This is a genomic window from Azospirillum oryzae (assembly GCF_900177515.1).
In the GTDB taxonomy this organism is placed as follows: domain Bacteria; phylum Pseudomonadota; class Alphaproteobacteria; order Azospirillales; family Azospirillaceae; genus Azospirillum; species Azospirillum oryzae_A.
Map to the genome: position 1 here is coordinate 440,253 of NZ_FXAK01000001.1, position 21,529 is coordinate 461,781.

At 67.3% G+C, this 21,529-nt stretch carries 25 protein-coding genes and 1 pseudogene; 14 read left to right on the plus strand and 12 right to left on the minus strand.

The window, feature by feature from the left end; translation table 11 throughout:
• The first annotated feature begins 59 nt into the window (after positions 1-59).
• The 6 genes from B9N97_RS02070 to B9N97_RS02095 are packed head-to-tail and all read left to right on the plus strand — an operon-like array spanning position 60 to position 4,894.
• Positions 60-1,424 (plus strand): nitrous oxide reductase family maturation protein NosD, encoded by a 1,365-nt coding sequence (locus tag B9N97_RS02070; protein ID WP_085082822.1) that lies wholly within the window; start codon positions 60-62, stop codon positions 1,422-1,424.
• Complete coding sequence (locus tag B9N97_RS02075; protein ID WP_085082824.1) at positions 1,421-2,347, plus strand: ABC transporter ATP-binding protein; 927 nt, start codon at positions 1,421-1,423, stop codon at positions 2,345-2,347. Before B9N97_RS02070 ends, B9N97_RS02075 begins: the two co-directional genes overlap by 4 nt.
• The gene (locus B9N97_RS02080) at positions 2,344-3,168 is read left to right on the plus strand and encodes an ABC transporter permease (RefSeq protein WP_085082826.1); all 825 of its coding nucleotides are present in this window, start codon (positions 2,344-2,346) and stop codon (positions 3,166-3,168) included. The genes B9N97_RS02075 and B9N97_RS02080 overlap by 4 nt, the downstream gene beginning before the upstream one ends.
• Positions 3,168-3,701, plus strand: a complete 534-nt coding sequence (locus tag B9N97_RS02085) for a nitrous oxide reductase accessory protein NosL (RefSeq protein WP_085082828.1) — start codon at positions 3,168-3,170, stop codon at positions 3,699-3,701. The genes B9N97_RS02080 and B9N97_RS02085 overlap by 1 nt, the downstream gene beginning before the upstream one ends.
• Positions 3,701-4,711 (plus strand): FAD:protein FMN transferase, encoded by a 1,011-nt coding sequence (locus tag B9N97_RS02090; protein WP_085082830.1) that lies wholly within the window; start codon positions 3,701-3,703, stop codon positions 4,709-4,711. Before B9N97_RS02085 ends, B9N97_RS02090 begins: the two co-directional genes overlap by 1 nt.
• 18 nt (positions 4,712-4,729) lie before the next feature.
• Positions 4,730-4,894: a twin-arginine translocase TatA/TatE family subunit gene (locus tag B9N97_RS02095; RefSeq protein ID WP_085082832.1), complete on the plus strand. Its 165-nt coding sequence runs from the start codon at positions 4,730-4,732 to the stop codon at positions 4,892-4,894.
• Between the two features lie 180 nt (positions 4,895-5,074).
• On the opposite strand, the gene ubiV is transcribed toward B9N97_RS02095, so the two are convergent.
• From ubiV to B9N97_RS02120, 5 genes and pseudogenes are all read right to left on the minus strand, one after another.
• Positions 5,075-5,986 (minus strand): ubiquinone anaerobic biosynthesis protein UbiV, encoded by a 912-nt coding sequence (ubiV, locus tag B9N97_RS02100; protein ID WP_085082834.1) that lies wholly within the window; start codon positions 5,984-5,986, stop codon positions 5,075-5,077.
• 13 nt (positions 5,987-5,999) lie between these two features.
• Positions 6,000-6,998, minus strand: a complete 999-nt coding sequence (ubiU, locus tag B9N97_RS02105) for a ubiquinone anaerobic biosynthesis protein UbiU (RefSeq protein WP_085082836.1) — start codon at positions 6,996-6,998, stop codon at positions 6,000-6,002.
• Positions 6,999-7,004: 6 nt separating this feature from the next.
• Positions 7,005-7,682 (minus strand): ubiquinone anaerobic biosynthesis accessory factor UbiT, encoded by a 678-nt coding sequence (gene ubiT / locus B9N97_RS02110; RefSeq protein WP_085082838.1) that lies wholly within the window; start codon positions 7,680-7,682, stop codon positions 7,005-7,007.
• A gap of 101 nt (positions 7,683-7,783) precedes the next feature.
• A complete protein-coding gene (locus B9N97_RS02115) occupies positions 7,784-8,230 on the minus strand; it encodes a hemerythrin domain-containing protein (protein ID WP_085082840.1) in 447 nt (148 codons plus the stop codon).
• A gap of 112 nt (positions 8,231-8,342) precedes the next feature.
• A pseudogene (locus tag B9N97_RS02120) lies at positions 8,343-8,765 on the minus strand (VOC family protein).
• A 209-nt stretch (positions 8,766-8,974) separates the two neighbouring features.
• On the opposite strand from B9N97_RS02120, the gene B9N97_RS35460 reads away from it, so the two are divergent.
• Positions 8,975-9,127, plus strand: coding sequence for a hypothetical protein (locus tag B9N97_RS35460; RefSeq protein WP_158282005.1), 153 nt, complete (start codon positions 8,975-8,977; stop codon positions 9,125-9,127).
• A 48-nt stretch (positions 9,128-9,175) separates the two neighbouring features.
• On the opposite strand, the gene B9N97_RS02125 is transcribed toward B9N97_RS35460, so the two are convergent.
• The 4 genes from B9N97_RS02125 to B9N97_RS02140 all read right to left on the minus strand — a co-directional run bounded on the left by B9N97_RS02125 (position 9,176) and on the right by B9N97_RS02140 (position 12,132).
• A complete protein-coding gene (locus tag B9N97_RS02125) occupies positions 9,176-10,078 on the minus strand; it encodes an SDR family oxidoreductase (RefSeq protein WP_085082842.1) in 903 nt (300 codons plus the stop codon).
• Between the two features lie 110 nt (positions 10,079-10,188).
• Positions 10,189-10,704: a DUF2249 domain-containing protein gene (locus B9N97_RS02130; protein WP_085082844.1), complete on the minus strand. Its 516-nt coding sequence runs from the start codon at positions 10,702-10,704 to the stop codon at positions 10,189-10,191.
• A 208-nt stretch (positions 10,705-10,912) separates the two neighbouring features.
• Entirely contained in the window at positions 10,913-11,182 is a 270-nt protein-coding gene (locus B9N97_RS02135; protein WP_085082846.1) for a hypothetical protein, read from the minus strand.
• Positions 11,183-11,496: 314 nt separating this feature from the next.
• Complete coding sequence (locus B9N97_RS02140) at positions 11,497-12,132, minus strand: TetR/AcrR family transcriptional regulator (RefSeq protein ID WP_244560503.1); 636 nt, start codon at positions 12,130-12,132, stop codon at positions 11,497-11,499.
• A 256-nt stretch (positions 12,133-12,388) separates the two neighbouring features.
• Between B9N97_RS02140 and istA the strand changes: the two genes are divergently transcribed.
• On the plus strand, positions 12,389-13,909 hold the full coding sequence (gene istA / locus B9N97_RS02145) for an IS21 family transposase (protein ID WP_085082850.1): 1,521 nt from the start codon (positions 12,389-12,391) through the stop codon (positions 13,907-13,909).
• Positions 13,896-14,627 (plus strand): IS21-like element helper ATPase IstB, encoded by a 732-nt coding sequence (gene istB, locus B9N97_RS02150; protein ID WP_085082852.1) that lies wholly within the window; start codon positions 13,896-13,898, stop codon positions 14,625-14,627. The genes istA and istB overlap by 14 nt, the downstream gene beginning before the upstream one ends.
• A 258-nt stretch (positions 14,628-14,885) precedes the next feature.
• Here the strand turns inward: istB and B9N97_RS02155 are convergent, their stop codons facing one another.
• Positions 14,886-15,335 carry a hypothetical protein gene (locus B9N97_RS02155; RefSeq protein ID WP_085082854.1) on the minus strand — a complete coding sequence of 150 codons (450 nt, stop codon included), beginning with the start codon at positions 15,333-15,335 and terminating at the stop codon, positions 14,886-14,888.
• A gap of 141 nt (positions 15,336-15,476) precedes the next feature.
• Between B9N97_RS02155 and B9N97_RS02160 the strand changes: the two genes are divergently transcribed.
• Positions 15,477-16,139 (plus strand): FmdE family protein, encoded by a 663-nt coding sequence (locus B9N97_RS02160; RefSeq protein ID WP_244560504.1) that lies wholly within the window; start codon positions 15,477-15,479, stop codon positions 16,137-16,139.
• A gap of 154 nt (positions 16,140-16,293) precedes the next feature.
• The gene (locus B9N97_RS02165; RefSeq protein ID WP_085083274.1) at positions 16,294-16,797 is read left to right on the plus strand and encodes a hemerythrin domain-containing protein; all 504 of its coding nucleotides are present in this window, start codon (positions 16,294-16,296) and stop codon (positions 16,795-16,797) included.
• Positions 16,798-17,172: 375 nt separating this feature from the next.
• On the opposite strand, the gene B9N97_RS02170 is transcribed toward B9N97_RS02165, so the two are convergent.
• Positions 17,173-18,093, minus strand: coding sequence for a c-type cytochrome (locus B9N97_RS02170; RefSeq protein ID WP_244560505.1), 921 nt, complete (start codon positions 18,091-18,093; stop codon positions 17,173-17,175).
• On the opposite strand from B9N97_RS02170, the gene B9N97_RS02175 reads away from it, so the two are divergent.
• The 3 genes from B9N97_RS02175 to B9N97_RS02185 all read left to right on the plus strand — a co-directional run bounded on the left by B9N97_RS02175 (position 18,050) and on the right by B9N97_RS02185 (position 20,900).
• A complete protein-coding gene (locus tag B9N97_RS02175; RefSeq protein ID WP_085082858.1) occupies positions 18,050-18,292 on the plus strand; it encodes a CbbQ/NirQ/NorQ domain-containing protein in 243 nt (80 codons plus the stop codon). The two genes, B9N97_RS02170 and B9N97_RS02175, sit on opposite strands and share 44 nt — an antisense overlap.
• A gap of 41 nt (positions 18,293-18,333) precedes the next feature.
• A complete protein-coding gene (locus tag B9N97_RS02180) occupies positions 18,334-20,085 on the plus strand; it encodes a nitric oxide reductase activation protein NorD (RefSeq protein ID WP_085082860.1) in 1,752 nt (583 codons plus the stop codon).
• Between the two features lie 335 nt (positions 20,086-20,420).
• The gene (locus tag B9N97_RS02185; RefSeq protein WP_085082862.1) at positions 20,421-20,900 is read left to right on the plus strand and encodes a MarR family winged helix-turn-helix transcriptional regulator; all 480 of its coding nucleotides are present in this window, start codon (positions 20,421-20,423) and stop codon (positions 20,898-20,900) included.
• Positions 20,901-20,907: 7 nt separating this feature from the next.
• Here B9N97_RS02185 and B9N97_RS02190 read toward each other — a convergent pair whose 3' ends face one another.
• Entirely contained in the window at positions 20,908-21,318 is a 411-nt protein-coding gene (locus B9N97_RS02190) for an ester cyclase (protein WP_085082864.1), read from the minus strand.
• Between the last annotated feature and the right edge of the window lie 211 nt (positions 21,319-21,529).

Sequence of the window (21,529 nt, forward strand, 5' to 3'; positions counted from 1 at the left end):
CTCCACCCCTCCAGGGGCGGGGGCGGGCGGGGCACTCGTCACAGTTCCGAGAGCACCCCATGCGTCACCGCCTCTCCATCCTGCTCGGTGTCACACTTGCCCTGGTGACGGAACCGCTGGCCGCCGCCACGGTGACGGTGGCACCGGGCAGTTTGCAGGCGGCGCTGGCCTCGGCGGCTCCGGGGGATACGCTGGTGCTGGCCACCGGCGTTCATCCCGGGCCGCTGACGGTCCGCACCCCGGTCACCCTGACCGGCGAACCGGGCGCCGTCATCGACGGCAACGGCAAGGACAGCACGCTCACCGTGCTCGCTCCCGACGTCACCGTGCGGAACCTCGAGATCCGCAATTCCGGCCTCAGCCTGATCGACCAGAATTCCGGCATCTTCCTCGGCAAGGAGGCGCGCGGCGCCGTGGTCGAGGACAACCGGCTGCGCGACAACCTGATCGGCGTCTATATCTGGGGCGCCGCCGACAGCCTGATCCGCCGCAACGACATCGTCGGCCGCACCGACCTGCGCGTGTCGGAACGCGGCAACGGCATCCAGCTGTGGAACGCGCCGGGCACCCGCGTGCTCGACAACAGCGTGCGCGAGGGACGCGACGGGCTGTTCACCACCTCGTCCCGCAAGAACATCTTCTCCGGCAACCGGTTCGAGCGTGTCCGGTTCGCCGTCCATTACATGTACACGAACGATTCCGAGCTGACCGACAACGTCTCCATCGGGAACAATGTCGGCTATGCGGTGATGTTCTCCAACAACCTGCTGATCCGCAACAACCGCTCCAAGGCCGACCGCGAACATGGGCTGATGCTGAACAGCGCCAACGGCTCGCGCATCGAAGGCAACGTGATCGAAGGCAGCTTCGCCGGCGCGGTCTCCGACAGCGGCGAGGCGCTGCCCGACAACGACATCCCCCGCGACAGCGAGGCGATGAGCGACCGTCTGCGCAGCGGCACCTGGAAATGCGTCTTCATCTACAACGCCAACAAGAACCGCTTCACCGGCAACCGGTTCGAGGGCTGCGAGATCGGCGTCCATTTCACCGCCGGGTCGGAACGCAACAGCCTGACCGGCAACGCCTTCATCGGCAACCGCACCCAGGTCAAATATGTCGGCACCCGTTATCTCGACTGGTCGGAGAATGGGCGCGGCAACTACTGGTCCGACAATGCGGCCTTCGACCTGAACGGCGACGGCATCTCCGACGAGCCCTATCGCCCCAACGACGTGGTCGACCGGGTGATGTGGGAATATCCGGCGGCCAAGCTGCTGATGAACAGCCCCGGCGTCCAGGTGATCCGCTGGGCGCAGAAGCAGTTCCCAGCCCTGCATCCCGGCGGCGTGATCGACAGCGCCCCGCTGATGGCGCCTCCTCCAATGCCAAGTTCCGTCCAGACTGCCGAAAGGAAACAGCCATGACCGACTTCACCGCAGAGGTGCAGGGCGTCACCAAGCGCTATGGCGAGACCGAGGCGGTGCGCGGCGTGGACCTGACGCTGGCGCCCGGCGAATGCGTGGCGATGGTCGGCCACAATGGCGCCGGCAAAAGCTCCCTCATCAAGCTGATGCTCGGCCTGACCACCCCGACGGAGGGGCGCATCCGCGTGCTGGGCGGCGACCCGGCCAGCGCCGCCTGCTCCCACATCCGCCGCCAAATCGGCTTCCTGCCGGAAAACGTCGCCTTCCACCCCAACATGACCGGGCGGGAGACGCTGGACTTCTACGCCCGGCTGAAGGGCGCCCCGCGCCGCGGCAACGACGCCCTGTTCGAGAAGGTCGGGCTGGAACCCGCCGCGATCAAGCGCCGCGTCTCCACCTATTCCAAGGGCATGCGCCAGCGTCTGGCCCTGGCCCAGTCCCTGCTCGGCGGCCCGAAGCTGCTGTTCCTCGACGAACCGACCACCGGCCTCGACCCGGCCTTGCGCCAGAGCTTCTACGCCATCGTCGCCGAACTGCGCGACCAGGGCACCACGATCCTGCTGTGCAGCCACGCCCTGACCGAGTTGGAAGGGCAGGCCGACCGCGTCGTGGTGATGAACCGCGGCCGCAAGGTCGCCGACGGCTCGCTCGCCACCCTGCGCAGCCTCGCCCAGCTTCCGGTGCGCATCCGCCTGACCCTGCCGACCGACGACATCGACGCACTCGCGGCCAGGGTGGGGGAGGGCGCCGCCCTGACCCGTCTGGCCGGCGGCGTGGTCGAACTGGCCTGCGCCAACGACGACAAGGTCGGTCTGGTCCGCCGCATCACCTGCGACGGTCCCACGGTCGCCGACATCGAAATCGTCCAGCCCAGCCTTGACGAGATGTACGCCCATTTCCTGCGCCGGGAGGCCGCCGAATGAACACGCTTCTGATCGTCGCCGGCAAGGAACTGCGCGAGGCGACCCGCAACCGCTGGGTCGTCGCCACCACCCTGCTGATGGCCGCGCTGGCCCTGACGCTGAGCTTCCTGGGGTCCATCCCCACCGGCACGGTCGGCGTCGGCCCGGTCGAGGTCACCATCGTCAGCCTGTCGAGCCTGACCATCTTCCTCCTGCCGCTGATCGCCCTGCTGCTGTCCTTCGACGCCGTGGTGGGGGAGATCGACCGCGGCACCATGACCCTGCTGCTGTCCTACCCGGTGGCGCGCTGGCAGCTGCTGCTCGGCAAGTTCCTCGGCCATGCCGCGGTGATCGCGCTGGCGACCGTGGTCGGCTACGGCGCCGCCGGCGTCGCGCTCGCCATGGGCAACACCGCCATCGGTCCGGAAAGCTGGCGCGCCTTCGCCTCGATGATCGGGTCCAGCGTCATGTTGGGCGCCGCCTTCACCGCGCTCGGCTATCTCGCCTCCACCATCGTCCGCGACCGCGGCACGGCGGCCGGCATCGCCGTGGCGGTGTGGCTCGGCTTCGTCCTGCTCTACGACATGGCGCTGCTGGGCATCCTCGCCAGCGGCAGCGGCCTGGGGGTGGAGGCGCTGAACTGGCTGCTGCTCGCCAACCCGGCCGACGCCTACCGCCTGTTCAACCTCACCGGCTTCAAGGGCGTCAGCGCCTTCGCCGGCACCGCCGGCCTCGCCGCCCATGTCCAGCTGTCGGTCCCGCTTCTGCTGGCGGTGATGGCCGGCTGGATCGCCGCCCCGCTGGCGCTGGCCGCCGCCCTCTTTTCGAGGAAGCAGATCTGATGCGTACCCTGCGAACCGCCCTTCTCGCCGCCGCCCTGCTGCTGCCGCTCGCCGCCTGCAAGCAGGAGAAGGCGGAGATCGCTCCGCCGCCGCCGGTCACCCTGACCGCCGACGCCGTCGGCCATTACTGCGGCATGAACCTCGCCGACCATCCCGGTCCCAAGGGCCAGATCCTGGTGAAGGGGGAAGCGCGGCCGATCTGGCTGTCCTCCGTCCGCGACACCTTCGCCTTCACCATGCTGCCGGAGGAGCCGAAGGAGATCAGCGCGATCTATGTCACCGACGTGGCCAAGGCGACCGATCCCGCCGCCCCCGACATGACCGCCTGGGTCGAAGCGCGCCAGGCCTGGTACGTCCTCGGCAGCAAGCTCCGCGGTGGCATGGGCGACGCCGAACCCTATCCCTTCTCCGACAAATCGGCGGCCGAGCGCTTCGCCCAGGCCAACGGCGGCAAGGTCCTGCGCTTCGCCGACGTGCCCGAGGACCAGATCCTCGCCCCGCCCGCCGCCACCATGGCCGAGGGAGAGCATTGATGCAGACCGTCTTCACCCGTCCACTGGCCAGACGCCGCTTCCTCGCCATCGGCGCCGTCGCAGCCGGCCTGTCGTTGCTGCCGCACCGCCTGCTGCGCGCTGAAGGAGTTCCCGTCCGCGTCTGGCGCGGCGTGGCGCTCGGCGCCGACGCCAGCCTGAGCATCGCCCATCCCGACCCGGCCGAAGCCGACCGCCTGATCGCGCTGAGCCTGGAGGAAGTCGCCCGTCTGGAGCGTGTCTTCAGCCTCTACCGCGCCGACTCCGCGTTGCGCCGCCTCAACCGCGACGGCGTGCTGGACTCGCCCCCCGCCGACCTCGTGCGGCTTCTCTCCGAGGCCGCCGCCGCCGCCCGCAACACCGGCGGCGCCTTCGATCCCACGGTGCAGCCGCTGTGGCAGCTCTATGCCGGCCATTTCGAGCGCCCGGACGCCGACCCCGCCGGCCCGCCGGAGGGCGCCGTCCGCGCCGCCCGCGCGCTGGTCGATGTCCGCGCCCTGCTGGTGGAGCCCGACCGCATCGCCTTCGCCGCCGGCGGCATGGCGGTGACCTTGAACGGCATCGCGCAGGGCTACATCACCGACCGCGTCACCGAACGGCTGAAGGCAGAAGGTCTGGAGCATGTGCTGGTCGACATGGGCGAGCTGCGCGCGCTGGGGCATCACCCCTCCGGCCGTCCCTGGACCGTCGGCCTCGCCGATCCCGGCAACCCGGACCGCACCACCGCCACGGTCGAACTGACCGACGGCGCGATGGCGACCTCTGGCGGATACGGCACCCGTTTCGACACGGCGGGCCGTTTCACCCACCTGTTCGACCCGGCGAGCGGCACTTGCGCCGCCCAGTGGCTGGCGGTTACCGTGCAGGCACCGGACGCCACGACGGCCGACGCGCTGTCGACCGCGCTGTCGGTGGTGCCGGCGGATCGGGTTTCGGCCATCCTGGCCGCCTATCCCGGCGTCACCGCCCGCTTCACCCATCCCGACGGCCGCATCCTGCGGCTGCCGGCCTAAAGAGATCGGATCATTGTCATGGGAAGCTTCAGCCTGTTCCACTGGGCCATCGTGCTGCTGGTCGTCCTCCTGCTGTTCGGCGCCGGCAAGCTGCCGTCCGTGATGGGCGACTTCGCCAAGGGCATCAAGAGCTTCAAGGCCGGCCTGAAGGACGAGGACGAGGATCGCAAGCCGATCGCGTGATGGCTTGAGCGCATGCGACGGGTGCCCCCTCCCCATCCCTCCCCCACCTTCGGTGGGAGAGGGGGCAGGATGCTTGTCAGCGTGACTTATCTGCCAAAGCGGCGGCAGTTCCCTCTCCCACCGAAGGTGGGGGAGGGTTAGGGAGGGGGCACCGCACCCACCGCAGCACCCCCCGCCCCCTCACGCCACCCGCAGCGCCCCCGCGGTGTCGTGGTAGAACCCGTTCACCAGCGGCGCGTCGATCAGCCCGCCCAGTTCCGCGGCGACCTCCGCCCCGTCGCGCTGCCCATCCAGCACCGCCCGGAACGCCTCGGCGACGCGCACCATGTCCATCGCCTGCGGCGACAGGCGGAAGCGCGAAACCCCCATCTCCACCAATTCATTCATCTCCGCCGCCAGGCACAAACAGCCGTGCGACATCGTCTGCGTCCCGTTGACGGTCAGGAACGGCTGGCCGTCCATCGTCGTCACCGGCATGCCGTCCGGGTCGTTGCCGCAGACGAACTGGCAGCCGTCCTTGTGCAGCCCATGGGCGCGCGCGTGATAGCAGCGGGCCGAGATGGCGAGCGGCGCCCGTCCCCAGACCTGCACCTCGGTCTCCACCCCCAGTTCCCGGCCGGCCTTGGCCAGCACCGCGACGGTGGCAGCCGGCAGTTCCGCCGGCAGCGACACCGCCTCCGCGCCGCGCCCGGCCATCCAGCCCAGCGTCGCCTCGTTGTAGACGTTGATCGTCGGCCCGACCGCATGGGGCCGCCCGGCCAGCAGGGCCAGCGCCCCCATGTCGTTCGCCTCGATCAGGCCGCCGTCGGGCAGCCCGGCATCGGACTCCACCAGATCGCGCATCGCCGCCCGTTCGCGCTCGCTGCCGACCAGGATCGGGCTGGCGAGCCACACCGTCTTGCCGGCGGCGCTCAGCCGTTCGATCACGTCCCCCATCGCCTCGGCGAAGAAGGGCGCCCGCTTGAAGCAGACGATCTCGCCGACGATCACCGTGTCCACCGGCGCCTCGTCGGCGATGCGGGCGTAGAAGTCGCGCCAGCGGTCGACCGGCCAGTTGAACAGCACCGGCCCCAAAGTGAGTGAAGCAGTCATTCCGTAAAACTCCTCACCGCCATCCGCGGGTATAGGCACCGGTGGTCTGGGTTCCGCCCTCGACCATCGCCTGCAGATCGATGTGCGACACCGGCCGCCCGGCGGCGAAACTCTCCAGCGCCTCGCGATAGGCACGCACCACCGCGGCGATATAGGCCTTGCCGCGCTGCCGTCCCTCGATCTTCAGCGCCCGCACGCCGGCCGCCTTCAGTTCCGGCAGCAGGTCCATCGCGTTCAGGCTGGTCGGCTCCTCGAACAGATAGGCCGGCCCCTCCCCGGCGCCGTCACCAGCGACGAAGCGGCCCTTGCACAGCGTCGGATAGCCGGCCTGCTCGCCCTCGCCGAACACGTTGATGGTGAAGCCGCCCAGCGTGGAGGCCAGCGCGCCGCCCCGCTGCTCGTAGCGGACATGGTTGGCCGGCGAACAGACGCCCTGCTTGTTGGGCGACAGGCCGGTGGCGTAGGAGGACAGCGAACAGCGCCCCTCCGCCATCGGGCAGAGCCCGCCGAAGACGAACACCTCGGTCTCGATGTCGATCTCGGCGTTCAGCTTGGCGATTTCCGGCACCGTCAGCACGCGCGGCAGCACGACGCGCCGCACACCGAAGGCATCGCGGTACAGCCGGATCGCCTCGACATTGGCGGCGGAGGCCTGGACCGACAGGTGCAGCCGCAGGTCGGGATGCCGCTTGGCGGCATAGGCCAGCAGCCCCGGATCGGCCAGGATGACGGCATCCACCTTCAACCGCGCCGCATCGTCCACCGCCTTCTGCCAGGGGCCGAGATTGCCCGCCTGCGGATAGGTGTTGATGGCGACATAGACCTCGACGCGGCGCGCATGGGCGTAATCCACCGCATCGGCGACATCCTGCCGGGTGAAGTTCAGCCCCGGAAAATTGCGGGCGTTGGTTTCGTCCCGGAAGCCGAGATAGACGGCATCGGCCCCGGCATCGACGGCGGCGCGCAGCGCGGCCGGCGTCCCCGCCGGGCAGATCAGCTCGAAATTGTCCATGATTCCTTAGGCCCTCGTGCCCGGCAGCACCCCGGTGATGCGCGCCTCCACCCGCTCGATCCCCCGCCGCAACGGCGGCGGCAGCAGCCGGCGCGCCGCCTCGATCCGGTCCAGCACCGGCCCGGCATTGCGCCGCAGCACCGGCAGGGCGCGGGCCAGCGGCCCGGCGATGGAGGCGGCGTCGGCCACCAGATCCATCTCCTCCTCGCCATCCAGCGTGTTGCGCAATGCCAGGATCAGCGCGGTGTCGCCGGAAATGCTCAGCTCGCGCCGGAAGAACAGCGCATCGCCGTCGATCCGCCCCTCCAGCAGGTCGAGCAGCCGGGCATAAGGCCCCCGGACCACCGCGTCGGCTCCCGTCTCGTCCACACCGTCAACCCCACGGGGCAGGGCATGCAGCGACAGATCATGCCCGACACGCATCAGCAGGGCGACCGGCGCGTCCACCGGCTCGATCAGCACGCGGGCGTCCGGCATCTCGCGCAGCGCCTCGAAGGCACGCGGATGCCGCTCGGCCAGCAGCCGCAGCAGCCGGGCGAGCAGCGCATCGCTGGCCCGCCGCCCCAGCTTGGGCACCAGCCCCAGCCCGGCCCGGCTCAACCCGGTCTCGAACCGGCGGGCGCGCTCGTGGAAGGCAGGGGCATCGGAGGCGAAAACATTCGGTGCGACATCGGGATCGCGCATGGGCGGCTTCCCTCCTCATCGGTCATTCCGCCGCCCATGAAAGCCGGTAACCGCCTGACGTCATTGACCTCGGTCAAGTTCAAGCTTGAAAGGCTCCGCCGTCAGGCCGCACTCGCCAGCCCGGCGCGGTCGATCAGGTCGTACAGCTCGCGGTCCTCGCGGCCGATGCGGTGTTTCAGCGCGGCGACCACCTCCCGCGTCTCGCGGATGAAGGCGGCCGGGTCCTTGGCGACGGCGACTGGGCCGGGCCAGCGCGTGCGGTACTGGTCGAAACGCCCCCGCAGATCGCCCATTTCCGTCTGGAACCGCGCCGCCGTGCTGCGCAGCGCGGCATCCGGATGGGCCAGCAGCCGGGGATAGAGCGCGCTGTCCTCCAGCGACAGATGGACGGCGAAGGTGCCGAACAACTCCCGCACTGCGGCGATCAGCGCCGCCGGATCCGCCTCCACGGTGCGCGAGGCGAGCAGCGCTTCGATGCGCCCGACCAACTGGCCGACATTGGCATGATGATCGCGGTAGAGCGCGGTGCTGACGGTGACTTTGGACATGATGCTGTCTCCAACCGGGGCCGCCCTTGATTGGGCCGCGTTGAAGCCAGCATGCCGACGAGCGGCCGCGGCATCGTTGCGCCACCGCAAACAACTCCTATTCGCACTACTGTCAGTAATTGGCCCACAGGCCCGGCGTCACGAGTTCCACGAGATGACCGTCCGGATCACGGAAGTAAATGCTGCGCGCGCCCTTTCGCCAGGACACGGTGCTTTCGACCGCAATGCCGTGTTCGGCGAGTTTCGCCAGCCAGCCCTCCAGCTGATCGGCTGAAATGGCAAAGGCATAATGGATCTTTCCACCCCCGCCATGGGGAGGAATCGTCCCGCCGGGCGTTTCGAGGGGCCGGTCTGTCGACCCCTTCTAAAACAACAGCAAGACGCTGTTCGGCCCCACCGGATAGGCGGCAAGCCGGTTGTCCATGAACATCGCCTGCAGGCCCATGACGTCTTCATAGAAAGCGCGGGCCTTCGCAAGGTCATCCACATAAAGGCCGGTCTCAAGCACACCGTTTAGAACTGGTGCAGTATCCACAGTAAAAATCCCTCATTTTTAAGGAAATTCCTTATCGAGGGAGGAATTTTACTGCGACCGCGTCGGTTGCTCAAGGAATGATCCGGACTGAACCCGAATGTGGGCCCACTCACAGCGCCGGACTCCGGATGCGCCCAGGATCGCTCCAACGCCGCAAACCACCCCCGGTCGGATGGACGGCGCCGAACCTCGCCGGACGGAGCGATCCCATGACCATCCTGTGCATCACCGCCGCCACGTCGATCCTGAGCCTGGGTCTGCTGGTCGGGTGCGATCTCTGCTTCGAACTGACATCGGACATCGCCGGAATAAGGACCGCCCCATCCAACCGCCGTCGGTCCGGCGAAGACATCATGGGATAGGCTCCGCCGCAGCAATCAATCCGCCGCCGGCAGACCCGTCCGATCCCCTTACGGCTGACCGCTGCCGCCCGCCGCGCCAAAGACATGGCCGGTGGTGAAGCTGGCATCCTCCGCGGCAAGCTGGACATAGATGCTGGCAAGCTCCGCCGGCTGGCCCGGACGGCCGAACGGGGTCTGGCTGCCGAACTGCTTCAGCTTCTCCTGGCTGGCACCGCCGCTGACCTGAAGCGGGGTCCAGATCGGGCCGGGAGCCACGCCGTTGACGCGGATGCCCTTGTCGGCCAGCTGCTTGGCCAGCGACTTCACGTAATTCATCGTCGCCGCCTTGGTCTGGGCATAGGCATACAAATCCGGCGTCGGGTCATAAGCCTGTTCCGACGTGGTGCCGATGATGACCGACCCCGGCTTCAGGTGGGGCAGGGCGGTCTTGATGATCCAGAAGGGGGCGTAGATGTTGGTCTTCATCGTCGCGTCGAATTCCTCGCTGCTGACGTCGAGGATCGACGGGAACGCCTGCTGCCGCGCGGCGTTGCAGACGACGATGTCGAGCCCACCAAGCCCCGCGACCGCATCGGCCACCAGCTTCTGGCAGAAGCCCTCGTCGCGCAGGTCGCCGGGAATCGCCACCGCCTTGCGGCCAGCCTTCTCGATCAGCGCGACGACCTCACGGGCGTCCGGCTCTTCGGAGGGGAAATAGTTGATGGCGACGTCGGCGCCCTCGCGGGCATAGGCGATGGCGGCGGCCCGGCCCATGCCGGAATCGCCGCCGGTGATCAGCGCCTTGCGCCCGGCCAGCCGGCCGGAGCCCTTGTAGCTGGTCTCGCCATGGTCGGGCGGCGGATCCATGTCGCGGGCCAGCCCCGGCCAGGGCTGCGACTGGCCGTTGAAGGGCGGGCGCGGGTATTTGCTGCGGGGGTCCTGCGGCGTGACGGTGTCGTCCTTGCGGTCCATACCTGTCTCCTGATTCGGCACTCTGTGTGCGACGCGGTGAAGCGCCCCACACAGAACCGGTCGGAACAGGAATGGTTGCCGCAACCCTGACCGTCAGCCAAACGAGGTCCTCAGCCGCACATGCCGCCGCAGCAGGAGCCGTTGCGCCGGGCCAGCAGCCGCTCATACGCGATGCTGACCACGCCGGCCGGCGGGATCACGCCCTGCAGCAGCGACAGCACGTCGGCCTCCAGCGTGCCCGGCGGGATGTCCGTCACCTCGCAAACCGAGGCGCCGCTGCCGTCCGGCCCCAGCCGGGCATCCGCCGCCGTGACCGCCACATCGCCGTTGCGGTCGATGCACACGCGCAGGCTGGTCGCCACCGCGCCTTCGGGCCGGGAGATGCGGACCTGCCAGACCTCGGGACCCTGCTGCAGATACTCCCAGGCGAAGCCGGCGCCGAACAGGCTCAGCAGCTGGTGGTGCAGCGGACGCGGGTCATGGTCGTTGACCAGCGAGAAACCGTCGCCGGGCGTCAGGTCCTGCACCGACTGGAAGATCAGCTGGTGGCGCTGATAGGGCGGGATGGCGCGGAGATCGAGAACCGGTTCGGCCTGGGCGGTGGCGTGGGAGTTGGTGGTCGGCATCGTCGTCCGTCTGGTCTGTGGGGGAGCGGCAGGATCGCCATGCCCCCCTGTACTCCGGATCACCGCCCCCTTCTTTGCTCCAGCACAAACGCCGGAGAGGGTGGGGCGCTCAGCCGGCCCCCTCCCCTGCCAGTGCGGAGGCGAAAGCCCGGTCCGCCCTGTTGCGGCGAGGCGAGCGGTGCAAGAGACGCCTCATTTCCGTTTGCGATCAAGCGACGCGGACGGAGTTCGGGCGTCCGAGGTCGAGCATGCGGTTGAGGACCTTGACGCCAGTGGCGACCTCGGTGATCTGCGCCTGATCGGAATGGAAGTGCAGCGCCTTGCCGAGGACGCCCTTCCAGCGCGCCATTTGGCTCTCCACGCCAGCCCTCTTGCTGTAGCCGCTGGTCTGCTGCCCCCTCATCCGCCCGGTCTGGGTGATCATCTGGATGTGACGGTCGCGTTGGGTGGGAGCGGTCTCGGTCGTGTCGCTTAGCACAGCATCTCAGACCAATTCGTCACGGTGCGCTTCGTTCGCGGAATGTGATGGCGACGAGCGGCACTGGCCTTGTGCGGCATAGCGGGCAGCCAGATCGGAGACGGGGGCGTGACCTACGACACCCGCCGCATCCACGCAACATGGCGACTCGGGGCTCAAAAGGATCGCTTCCGCCAGAGGTCGTTAATGAGCGGCATCCTGCAACCCGAGTGCCCGCGGCGTGGGCGGTGGGGTGTCCGGCGTTTTTCCTGGAAACGGCTTGCCCGCACCTGGGCTCCCGCCTTCTTGCGCTGAACGGGGAGCCCCGGCGCCGATCAGGCTTGGCCCTGCTGGTCCCCTTGTTTCCGTGGATGGCTCTCCACCAAAGCGCGGGCGGCGAATCCGGCGTCCTCGAACCAGCTGGCATCGCGGTGCACCAGCGATGCTGAGAAGGCGCCGTCGAGCAGCAGTAGGATACGGCGTGCAAGGGCTTGGGGATCTTCGAAGCCTCCAAGCTCCAGTTCCTCCGCAAGCCATGAGGCAAAGGCGCTTTTGTGGCGTGCGCCGAACTTCACCGCAGGATGGCCCGGCATAGCGGCAAGTTCCGCTGTGGTCCGCAGAAACCCGCAGCCCTTCCACTTCGGGTGGCGCGCGCTGCGTGCAAGGCTGACGAAGATGGCCGCGACCTTCTCCCCGGTCCCGCCCTCGGCGTCGGCGAACCAGCGTGCCATCTGGGTCAGGTTGGGCTGGTCGCGCGCGTCGAGATAGGCGGCAACGAGGTCATCCTTGCTCTCGAAATGGTAATAGAGCGTGCGCTTGGTGACGCCCGCCTTTTCGGCGACGGCATCGACGCTGACGCGGCCGATGCCTTCCGCATAGAAGAGCTTGGAGGCGGCTTGGATGATCCGTCCGCGCGTATCCGCATATCGTGGCATGGCGTCAAAAGTATACCGTACAGTGAGTATACTCAAGCAACTTCGACGACGATCATGTCCTCCTTACCAGCGAGGAGGAGTCCGATCATGACCGAGTGTGTCCTTAAGCAGATCAACGGAGCGATTGCGACGTTGACGCTCAACCGTCCGGAAAAGCTAAACGCCCTAAATTACGATGTGCATCGGCCTGCAACACTGGGCCAGTTTCAGGGGTGATCGGCGTCCAATAACCAGCCACCCCTGATCTGGCAGACTACCACCCTGGGTTTGGACGACAGGGTGGCGGACAGGGATGTTGACGGTGGAGACGATCGCACGGATACGACGCGAGCACGCGAAGGGGAAAAGCATCCGGGCCATTGCCCGGTCGCTGAAGGTGTCGCGGGAGACGGTGACGAAATACCTGCGCTCGGGCGAGACGGCGCCGCGCTACGAACGCCAGCACCAGCCGCTTCCGAAGTTGGCCGGGTTCCAGGAGGAGCTGGAACGGCTGATCACGGAGAACGAGCGGCGGCCGGTGCGTGACCGGCTCGATTATCTGGGGCTCTTCGGACGGCTGAAGGATGCCGGGTTCCAGGGCGGCTACGACACGGTGCGGCGCTACATCAAGCGCTTCAAGCAGCGCCAGCCGCCGAGTGGGCCGGTGAACGCCTACGTTCCGCTCACCTTTGCCCCGGCCGAGGCGTACCAGTTCGACTGGGCGGAAGAGTGGATCATCCTGGACGGCGTGACGACCAAGGTGCAGGTGGCCCATGCCCGCCTGTGCCACAGCCGCATGCCGTTCGTGGCGGTCTACCCGCGCCAGACCCAGGAGATGGTGTTCGACGCCCACGCCCGTGCCGCGGCCTTCTACGGCGGCCTGTGCGAGCGCGGCATCTACGACAACATGAAGACGGCGGTGGACGCCGTGTTTGTCGGCAAAGAGCGCCGCTTCAACCGCCGCTTCGCCCAGATGTGCTCGCATTACCTGGTCGAGCCGGTGGCCTGCACCCCGGCTTCGGGCTGGGAAAAGGGCCAGGTCGAGAACCAGGTCGGCACCTTGCGCCAGCGGCTGTTCACGCCGCGCCTGCGCGCCAAGACGCTGGAAGAGGTGAACGACCGCCTGCACGACGAGGTGATCGTCTGGGCCCAACAGACGCCGCATCCAGAGGATAGGAGCCGGACGGTGTGGGAGGTGTTCCAGGCGGAGCGGCCGGCGTTGATCACCGTGAGCGATCCTTTCGACGGCTTCCACGAGGCCACGCTCAGCGTCTCGAAAACCTGCCTGATCCACTTTGACCGCAACCGCTACAGCGTGGCCGCGATCGCCGCCGGCAAGCCGGTGCAGGTCCGCGCCTACGCGACACGGATCGTGGTGTGGTTCAACGGCGCGATCGTCGCCGAGCACCCACGAGCTTTCGGGCACGGCCACACGCGGTACAATCCGCTGCACTACCTGCCGGTTCTCGTCCGCAAGCCGGGGGCGCTGCGCAACGGGGCGCCGTTCCGGGACTGGGATTTGCCGCCAGCCCTGGCGACGGTGCGGACCCGCCTGGGCCGCGGCGACGACGCTGACCGGCAGTTCGTTGGCGTGCTCGCCGCCATCCTCACCGATGGCCTGGAGGCGGTGGAGGTCGCCTGCCGCGAGGCACTGGCGAGCGGTACGCACAGCCGGGACGTGATCCTGAACATCCTCGCCCGGCGCCACGACGTCACACCGGCACCGGCCATGGCGGTGCCGACGGCGTTGACGCTGTCCATCGAGCCGGCCGCCGACTGCGGGCGCTACGACCGCCTGCGCGCGGTGCGGGAGGGCTGCCATGGAACGGCATGAGCTGATGGCGCTGATGGCCGAGCTCAGCTTGGCCGGCATGCGTGCCGCCTACGACGAGGTGATGAGCGACGGGCTGAAGCGGCAGCGCACCGTCCAGCAGATCCTGGGCGATCTGCTGGCGGCGGAGCGGGCGGAGAAGCAGGCGCGCTCGATCCGTTACCAGCTCGGCGCCGCCAAGCTGCCCCTGGCCAAGACGCTGGCCGAGTTCGACTTCACCGCCAGTCCCCTCAACGAGGGGCTGGTGCGCGACCTGCACGATGGCGGCTTTCTGGAAACCCAGCGCAACGCCGTGTTCATCGGGGGAACCGGGACCGGCAAGACGCACATGTGCATCGCCATTACGGCCAACTGCGTGCGCCGCGGCGCCCGTGCCCGGTTCTTCAACGTCATCGACCTGGTGAACCGGCTGGAGGCCGAAGCCCGGATCGGGCAGGCGGGCAAGCTCGCTGACCAGTTGACCCGCGTTGATCTCGTGGTGCTGGACGAACTCGGCTACCTGCCGTTCTCACAGAGTGGCGGCCAACTGCTGTTCCACGCGCTCAGCCAGTTGTACTCGCGGACCTCGGTGTTGATCACCACCAACTTGAGCTTCGCTGAATGGCCAACGGTGTTCGCTGGCGACGCCAAGATGACCACCGCTTTGCTCGACCGGCTGACGCATCACTGCGACATCCTGGAAACCGGCAACGAGAGCTGGCGGTTCAAGAACCGCTCCTGATCCAAAGCCCTCCCCCCGTCCGTTGCCCAGGGGGGCCCACAGGTTCTGCAACCGCAAGCGTGGCTGGAAATTGCAAGCCGATGCCGGCTGGAAATTGGAAGCCGGTTGACACCCTTTCTAACACGACATCCTCGATCACTGCTGCTTTGCCCGCACCTTGGGGAAAGCGGCCGCAGACGGAGGAAGACAAAAGGGCGGCCCCGCCGGATGAACCAGGCGGGGCCAAGATCATGGGATGGGAGGTGGGTAACTCGCTACTCAGCGCTGGCGAACAAGGGCGCCTTGGCCGGCGACGTTGCCGATGCCGGCGGCGAGGTTCTGCACGTTGGCAAGGTTCGGAGGGCCAAAAGGCGTCCGGCCACCGGAGCGCTGGAGCACCGTCACGTCCTGCGACGCCGAGTTGCCGATACCCGCCGCAGTGTTCGACACATTGGCCATCGAGCCGCCGGGGAACAGCCCGCCGCTGCGCTGGCCGACGAACACGCCTTGGCTGGCGGTGTTGCCGACGCCGGCCGAGAGGTTCGAAACGTTCGCCATGTTCGGGCCGCCGAACAACCCGCCGCTACGCTGCAACGTCGTGACGTTCTGAGTGGCGGCATTGCCGATGCCGGCCGCGGTGTTCGACAGGTTGGACACATTCTGCGCCATGGCGGGAGCGGCGAACAGGGCAAGGGTGGCGAAGCCGGCGAGCAGGGAGGTGCGGATCATGGTGCGGTCTCCTTGGTGGGGCCGGTGCTCTGCATCCGGCCGGTGGTCTCGATGACATCACCCTAACGAACTCCGCCCGTCGCCGATGTGAGCTTGGCCACAGGCGGCCGCATGTCTCGTCCACGCCGAATGGCGCGGAGTTTGCGCAAGCACAAAGAGGAGCCGGCATTGTCGTGGCATGGTCCGACCATGACCTTTCCATCATTTTACGATGCGGCGCCGCGGCTCATTGTGCGCGATCCGCTGAGCGAGTTCCTCGGCGCGGCCGAGGGCGGCCTGCTTCACTACGGATATGCCGACGCTGTGCGGCTTGCCGGCCATTCCTGTCCGACCGTCGCGGGATCTTACCTGATGACTGTACGGTCATTGGAGAAGCTGTATCCCGATGAAGTGCCCGAACGCGGGGCTGTTGCAGTCTCCGTTCGTGAGGCCGCCGACGAGGGTGTGGCCGGCGTGATGGCCAGCGTCGCCACGCTGCTGACCGGAGCGACGAAAGACACCGGCTTTAAAGGCATCGCCGGACGCTTCGACCGCCGGAACCTCCTGTCCTTCAGCGTCGGCATGCAAGGCGCAATGGCCTTCGTCCGCACCGACACGGGGGTGGGCCTGCAGGCGACGCTCGACATGAGTGTCGTTCCGGTGGATCCAGCGATGCCTCGCCTTCTGCAGCGCGTGTTGTCCGACGCGGCCACAGCGGACGACGCGGCGCAGTTCCGCAGCCTATGGCAGGAGCGGGTCCGACGCATGCTGGTGGATCACGCCGACGACCCACGTTTGGTCAGCCTTACCGTTTGGAATTCCTGACCCGGCGCGTAACGGCGGATGAGAGCGGCGATGGCACATCGGCAACGACATGACCTCCTCCCCTTGGCGACGCTGACCGCTTCGCCCCTCAGCGCTGGCGCCAGTCCGGATGGGCTCGCCCCGGCGCGTGATCTCCTTTCACAAGGTTTCGGACATGCACACCAATAGCCAGACCGGCCAACTCCTGCACGACGATCACCACCGGACCATCGATCTCTTGAACGTTTTCGAGGCCTACCTCCAACGCACTCCGGAGGACGACGTCCCAACTCTCGACGTGGACGGCCGCGCTCTGCTGGCCACCCTTGGCAAGGAACTGGGCCAAGACCTTGAACGGCATTTCATATTGGAGGAACAGGGACTCTTCCCGCCCATCGCCACCGCCGGCGCCTACGAGATGACGGCTGACCTGGAGGCCGACCATGAAGCTCTGCGCCCACTTGTCCGCCGCCTCGCCCGACTGTGCGCCCTGGCTCTGCGTGAGGGTTTCGATGAGGAAAGTTGGCCGGTCTTCCGCCATTTCGGACACCAACTGATCGACGGACTCGTTCTCCATATCCAGAAGGAAGAGACCGCACTGCTCAGCGCCGTCGATGACGTGCTCACGCCGGCGCAGGACGTCACCCTTGCGTCGGCTTACAGCCAGGGAGAAGGATAGGTTTGCCGATCTGGGTGATCACACGCCATCGCTGAATGTTCAGGGAGCGTGAAGCGGTGTTTGGCTGGGTCTCCGAACCGCACCGGGTTTCGGCTCTTTCCCCGGCCGCTTCCAACCAAGTGAATGCGCGGCCGTCGATCCCGATACCGGCGAGATGCTGGCGGACGGCGCCTACGACGGCGAAGCGGTCTACCGCGCCGTAACCGCCTAAGGCCCGTACGCCAAGGTGATCGTCCCGCCGCGCTCGAGCGCGGTGGCGAGCGACACGACCGGGAGCACCCCCAGCCAACGCGGCCGCCACATCCAGATGATCAACGAGCGTGGTCGGCTCGGCTGGCAGTGGATCGTACCCAACGTAAGGCGCTCGCCTCCCCGTCAATGCGTCCCCGGATTGGCCCGCGCCCTCGTCACCGCGTTCGCCACGTCGGTCCAGGCCGCCTTGTCGGGTGCGAAGCGGCCGCGCAGATACGCCATCAGATCCGCAATCTGGCGGTCGGACAGGCTGTCGCGGAAGGCCGGCATATAGCCGAGGTCGCGGGTCGCCGGGTTCTGGATGCCGTGCAGGATGACGCGGGCGAGATTGTCGGGGCTGTCGCTGTGGACGTTGCTGTTCACCGCCATGGAGGGGCTGACGCCGAACAGCGTCGGCCCTTCGCCGTCGCTGTGGCAGGCTTGGCAGGCGCCGTTGAAGATGCGCTCTCCATTGGCGGAACTGACGGGGGCGGGGGTGGCTGCAGGCGCTTCCACCGCATCACCGCCCACCTCGCTGCCCAGGGAGGCGAGATAGACCGCCATCGCCCGCACATCCGCCTCCGGCACGGTGGACAGTTCATGCACCACCGCGGCCATCGGGCCGGCGGCGACGCCATGGCGCTGGGAGAAGCCGGTGCGCAGATAGGTGAACAGGTCGTCCTCCGTCCAGGGCTTCGGCGCCTTGGACAGGCCGTTCAGGGCCGGCGCCTCCCAGCCATCGACGGTACCGCCGGCCAGGAAGGCCTCGCCCAGCTTCTCCGCCCCCAGCGCGTTGCGCGGGCTGTGGCAGGCGGCGCAGTGGCCGAGGCCGTTGACCAGATAGTTGCCGCGGTTCCACTCCGCAGTCTTTTGCGGGTCCGGCTTGTAAGTCTCGCGGTTGAGGAACAGCGTGTTCCACCCCGCCATCATCGGGCGCAGGTTGAAGGGGAAGCGCATGGTGTTGGCCGGCGTCTCGCTGCGCACCGGCTGCTGCGTCATCATGTAGGCGTAGAGCGCCTGCATGTCGGGCGTCGCCGCCGACACCGCGGCCTTGCTGGTCCGCATCGCCGCAAGTTCGCGCAATTTGAAGGGCCATGGACTGCAGGAGGGGGTTTCCACCCGCATGCTGATCCATGCCGGCCGGCTGGTGGCGCAGGGGATCGCGCTGGAGACTGCCTGCCGGATCGCGCTGGTGCTGCCGATCACCGACGATGCCGACGTGCGGGATGCCTTCTCCGCCGCCGTGTCCGCGGCGATTGCCTGACCCATCCCTCTTCAGGGAGAGGAAAGAGGACTGGAGCCCAAATGCCCGACGACCAGTCGCGCCAATTTCCCACAGACACCGCCTTCTCCTCCGTCGAGCGCCGGCTGGTCGCCTATCTGGTCGCCCTGTGGCGGTTGCGGGTGCCGATCCGCCATGCCAAACCGGATGCCGCCGGCAACCCGCCGCGGCGGGTCAGCCTGTCGGACGGGCTGATCTGGATGCCCGGAACCTTCCGCGGCGTCGATGGCCGCCGCTCCGGCGCACTGTTCCGCGCCGCCCTGGTTCATGCCGGGGCGCATCTGCGCTTCACCGGACCGCGCTTCCCGGCCGCCGGGCTGAAGCCGATGCAGCTGGCGCTGGTCTCGCTGATCGAGGATGCGCGGGTCGAGCATCTGGCGATGCGCGAGCATCCCGGCCTGCTGCGGGTCTGGCGGCCCTTCCACGTCGCCGAGCCGAATGGCGCCGGCACCGCGCTCGCTTTGATGGCACGGCTGGCCCACGCGTTGATCGACCCCGACTACCGCGACGACGACGCCTGGGTCGCCAAGGGCAGGCGCCTGTTCTTCGCGGCGGAGTCTGAGTGGGACAGCCCGGCGGTAAGCCGCCGGATCGGCGGGCTGCTGGGCAACGACCTCGGCCAGATGCGGGTGCAGTTCAATTCCAAGGATTACGTCGTCGAGCCTGCCTACCGCGACGACAATCTCGGCCTGTGGGACCATGGAGAGGCGCCGCCGACCCCGCCCAGCGATGCCGAAACCGTGTTCGAGGCCTTCCGCACCGAGCAGGAGGAGCGTGACCACGGCCGCCCGGACGATCAGGTGGGGGAGGGCGCTACCCCGGCCAGATTGTCCGCCACCGATGTCCCCGCCCGCGCGGTGGGGGAGGAGGAGATCACCGCCCCGCCGGTGCGCTACCCGGAATGGGACTACCGCGTCGGCATCGACCGTCCCGACTGGGTCGTGCTGAACGAACGCCGGACCGAGACCGGCGACCCCGCCGCCATCGCCCGCATCGTCGAACGTCATCAGGCGACCGCCGACCGGCTGACCGCGCTGGTCCGCTCGGCCAAGGTCAGCCGGCCGGTGCGCCTGCGCCGTCAGCCCGAGGGCGACCGCATGGATCTGGACGCCTGCATCGACGCGATGGTCAGCCACCGCCGCGGCGAGGCTCCCGATCCGCGGGTGCACGAAGTGTTGGTCCGCCGCAACCGCGACCTGTCGGTCCTGCTGCTGCTCGACGTCTCCGCCTCGACCGATGATCCGATCGCCGGGGTCGGACGCAGCGTGCTGTCGGTGGAGCGGGAGGCCGCGACCCTGTTCGCCCAGGCGCTGGACGAGCTGGGCGATCCCTTCGCCATCCATGCCTTTCGTTCCAACGGGCGGCAGGACGTCAGCTATTACCGGATCAAGGCCTTCCGCCAACCCTACGATGCCGCGGCCAAGGGGCGGCTGGCTGGATTAAAGGCCGGCCTGTCCACCCGGCTGGGCACCGCTCTGCGCCATGCCGGACGGCTGCTGGAGCAGCAATTGACCCATCGCCGCCTGCTGCTGGTGGTGACCGACGGCGAACCGTCGGACATCGACGTCGCCGACCGCCGCTATCTGCTGGACGACGCCCGCCGTGCCGTGCTGGGGCTGGCGTCGCGGGGGATCGACTGCTTCGTGATCGGGCTCGATCCGCAGGGCCGCGATTACCTGACCCGAATGTTCGGGGCGCGCAACGTCATGGTGATCGACCGCGCCGAAAAGCTGCCGGAGGTGCTGCCGACTTTCTACCTGCGGCTATCGACATAAATAAACCGGCCATGGTGGATCGTGCCCCTGAGCGAGGTGTAGGAGCCGGGTCGCCCATCCGATTCTCCGGCCGGTCTGGCCAGATGGTCAGGCGGCCACAGCAGCTCCTACACCACTTCAAGGAACACGACCGAGTTGGTTGACGCCGGTGAGTTGGGAGAGGGTCAATCAGCCTGTCAGTTGCCGCAGCCCCACGGATCGGGTTGACCAGTATTGACCGGCGCCGGTCGGACGGGGCAGGCTTCCGGCCGTGCGCCTCCGAACGTCCGCAAAGCGCCAGGAGCGGTCATAACGGCCGATGCTGTTTCACTTCCGTTGCGCCCGGGTTATTGGGAATGTACAACGCATTTCCGCAAGGACAGAGAAAGCAATTGATTAACGACAAAGCCCTCTCCGAAGAAGATGCCACTGCGCTGGCACTTGCAGAATGGCTGCGCGATACTATCAGCCGATTCATACGCAGCGTGAGGAATGAGACAGATACGCCAACGACCTCTCAGTCTGAAACCCTGTTGCTTCTTGAAAAACGCGGTCCGTTGAGTGTCGCCGAACTAGCGAACTGCCGTAATGTCCGACATCAAAGTATGCGACTGGTGACCGCTCAGCTTGAAACCGAGGGCTTGGTTTGCAGATTGCCCAATCCAGCGGACGGGCGCAGCCAACTTCTATCGATCACCGAAAAGGGGCGAGAGGGATTGTCTCGCTCCCGCGAAGCTCGGACATCGAAGATCGCCGCTCTGATAGAGGAACGTCTGTCCGAAGAGGATAGACGGACGCTTGAAGCCGCAATTCCCATTATCGAACGGCTTTGCTAGGCTGAAATCACGCCTTTGACAGTGCAGCAAGAACATTCGACAGAGTGTTCACGCCCCAATGTTCAGCATATTTGCCGTCCTGAACACGCACGATATCGATAACGTCGATGGCAACGTCACGTCCTGTCGCAGGAATCCCGGCCAGTGTACCGGAGTGAACCCCGCTGATTGTCTTGCGGGTGGTGACCTTGTCACCCTCGGCGATCTGGTCATGGATTATCACCCTCAAGCCCGACAGGGCGGGCCGAAGAATGTTCTGGAAGGTGTTCCACATGCTTTCCGGACCGTTAGGCATGCCCTGGGGTGCGGCGTGATTGACGAAGTCCGGCGCCATCAATGCGTTGAATGCGGCTTCATTGCCGTTCTGAATGACCTCGATGTTGAAGCGGCGAACCAACTCCTTGTTGTCAATCGTCATGCTCGGCCTTTCAAGAACGGTTACCGGATGTACAGTCCAACTGTATATTCGTTAACCGTTCCGACGCCCGATTGCAAGCGATCTCGAAGGCTGAAACACCTGATATCGCCATCCCCGATGACCGCTTCGGGTCAGATGCGGACGGTTGAAGGTGTCGCGAAAAGGGCGGTATGGCCATCTCGCCAGTATCGCGGCGGACAAGTTGGCCAGC

Excerpts from the sequence above, each read along its gene's own strand:
- B9N97_RS02070 (WP_085082822.1), top strand. The coding sequence starts at position 60 with ATGCGTCACCGCCTCTCCATCCTGCTCGGTGTCACACTTGCCCTGGTG.
- B9N97_RS02075 (WP_085082824.1), top strand. The coding sequence starts at position 1,421 with ATGACCGACTTCACCGCAGAGGTGCAGGGCGTCACCAAGCGCTATGGC.
- B9N97_RS02080 (WP_085082826.1), top strand. The coding sequence starts at position 2,344 with ATGAACACGCTTCTGATCGTCGCCGGCAAGGAACTGCGCGAGGCGACC.
- B9N97_RS02085 (WP_085082828.1), top strand. The coding sequence starts at position 3,168 with ATGCGTACCCTGCGAACCGCCCTTCTCGCCGCCGCCCTGCTGCTGCCG.
- B9N97_RS02090 (WP_085082830.1), top strand. The coding sequence starts at position 3,701 with ATGCAGACCGTCTTCACCCGTCCACTGGCCAGACGCCGCTTCCTCGCC.
- B9N97_RS02095 (WP_085082832.1), top strand. The coding sequence starts at position 4,730 with ATGGGAAGCTTCAGCCTGTTCCACTGGGCCATCGTGCTGCTGGTCGTC.
- ubiV (WP_085082834.1), bottom strand. The coding sequence starts at position 5,986 with ATGACTGCTTCACTCACTTTGGGGCCGGTGCTGTTCAACTGGCCGGTC.
- ubiU (WP_085082836.1), bottom strand. The coding sequence starts at position 6,998 with ATGGACAATTTCGAGCTGATCTGCCCGGCGGGGACGCCGGCCGCGCTG.
- ubiT (WP_085082838.1), bottom strand. The coding sequence starts at position 7,682 with ATGCGCGATCCCGATGTCGCACCGAATGTTTTCGCCTCCGATGCCCCT.
- B9N97_RS02115 (WP_085082840.1), bottom strand. The coding sequence starts at position 8,230 with ATGTCCAAAGTCACCGTCAGCACCGCGCTCTACCGCGATCATCATGCC.
- B9N97_RS35460 (WP_158282005.1), top strand. The coding sequence starts at position 8,975 with ATGACCATCCTGTGCATCACCGCCGCCACGTCGATCCTGAGCCTGGGT.
- B9N97_RS02125 (WP_085082842.1), bottom strand. The coding sequence starts at position 10,078 with ATGGACCGCAAGGACGACACCGTCACGCCGCAGGACCCCCGCAGCAAA.
- B9N97_RS02130 (WP_085082844.1), bottom strand. The coding sequence starts at position 10,704 with ATGCCGACCACCAACTCCCACGCCACCGCCCAGGCCGAACCGGTTCTC.
- istA (WP_085082850.1), top strand. The coding sequence starts at position 12,389 with ATGTTGACGGTGGAGACGATCGCACGGATACGACGCGAGCACGCGAAG.
- istB (WP_085082852.1), top strand. The coding sequence starts at position 13,896 with ATGGAACGGCATGAGCTGATGGCGCTGATGGCCGAGCTCAGCTTGGCC.
- B9N97_RS02155 (WP_085082854.1), bottom strand. The coding sequence starts at position 15,335 with ATGATCCGCACCTCCCTGCTCGCCGGCTTCGCCACCCTTGCCCTGTTC.
- B9N97_RS02165 (WP_085083274.1), top strand. The coding sequence starts at position 16,294 with ATGCACACCAATAGCCAGACCGGCCAACTCCTGCACGACGATCACCAC.
- B9N97_RS02175 (WP_085082858.1), top strand. The coding sequence starts at position 18,050 with ATGTCGGGCGTCGCCGCCGACACCGCGGCCTTGCTGGTCCGCATCGCC.
- B9N97_RS02170 (WP_244560505.1), bottom strand. The coding sequence starts at position 18,093 with ATGCGGACCAGCAAGGCCGCGGTGTCGGCGGCGACGCCCGACATGCAG.
- B9N97_RS02180 (WP_085082860.1), top strand. The coding sequence starts at position 18,334 with ATGCCCGACGACCAGTCGCGCCAATTTCCCACAGACACCGCCTTCTCC.
- B9N97_RS02185 (WP_085082862.1), top strand. The coding sequence starts at position 20,421 with ATGTACAACGCATTTCCGCAAGGACAGAGAAAGCAATTGATTAACGAC.
- B9N97_RS02190 (WP_085082864.1), bottom strand. The coding sequence starts at position 21,318 with ATGACGATTGACAACAAGGAGTTGGTTCGCCGCTTCAACATCGAGGTC.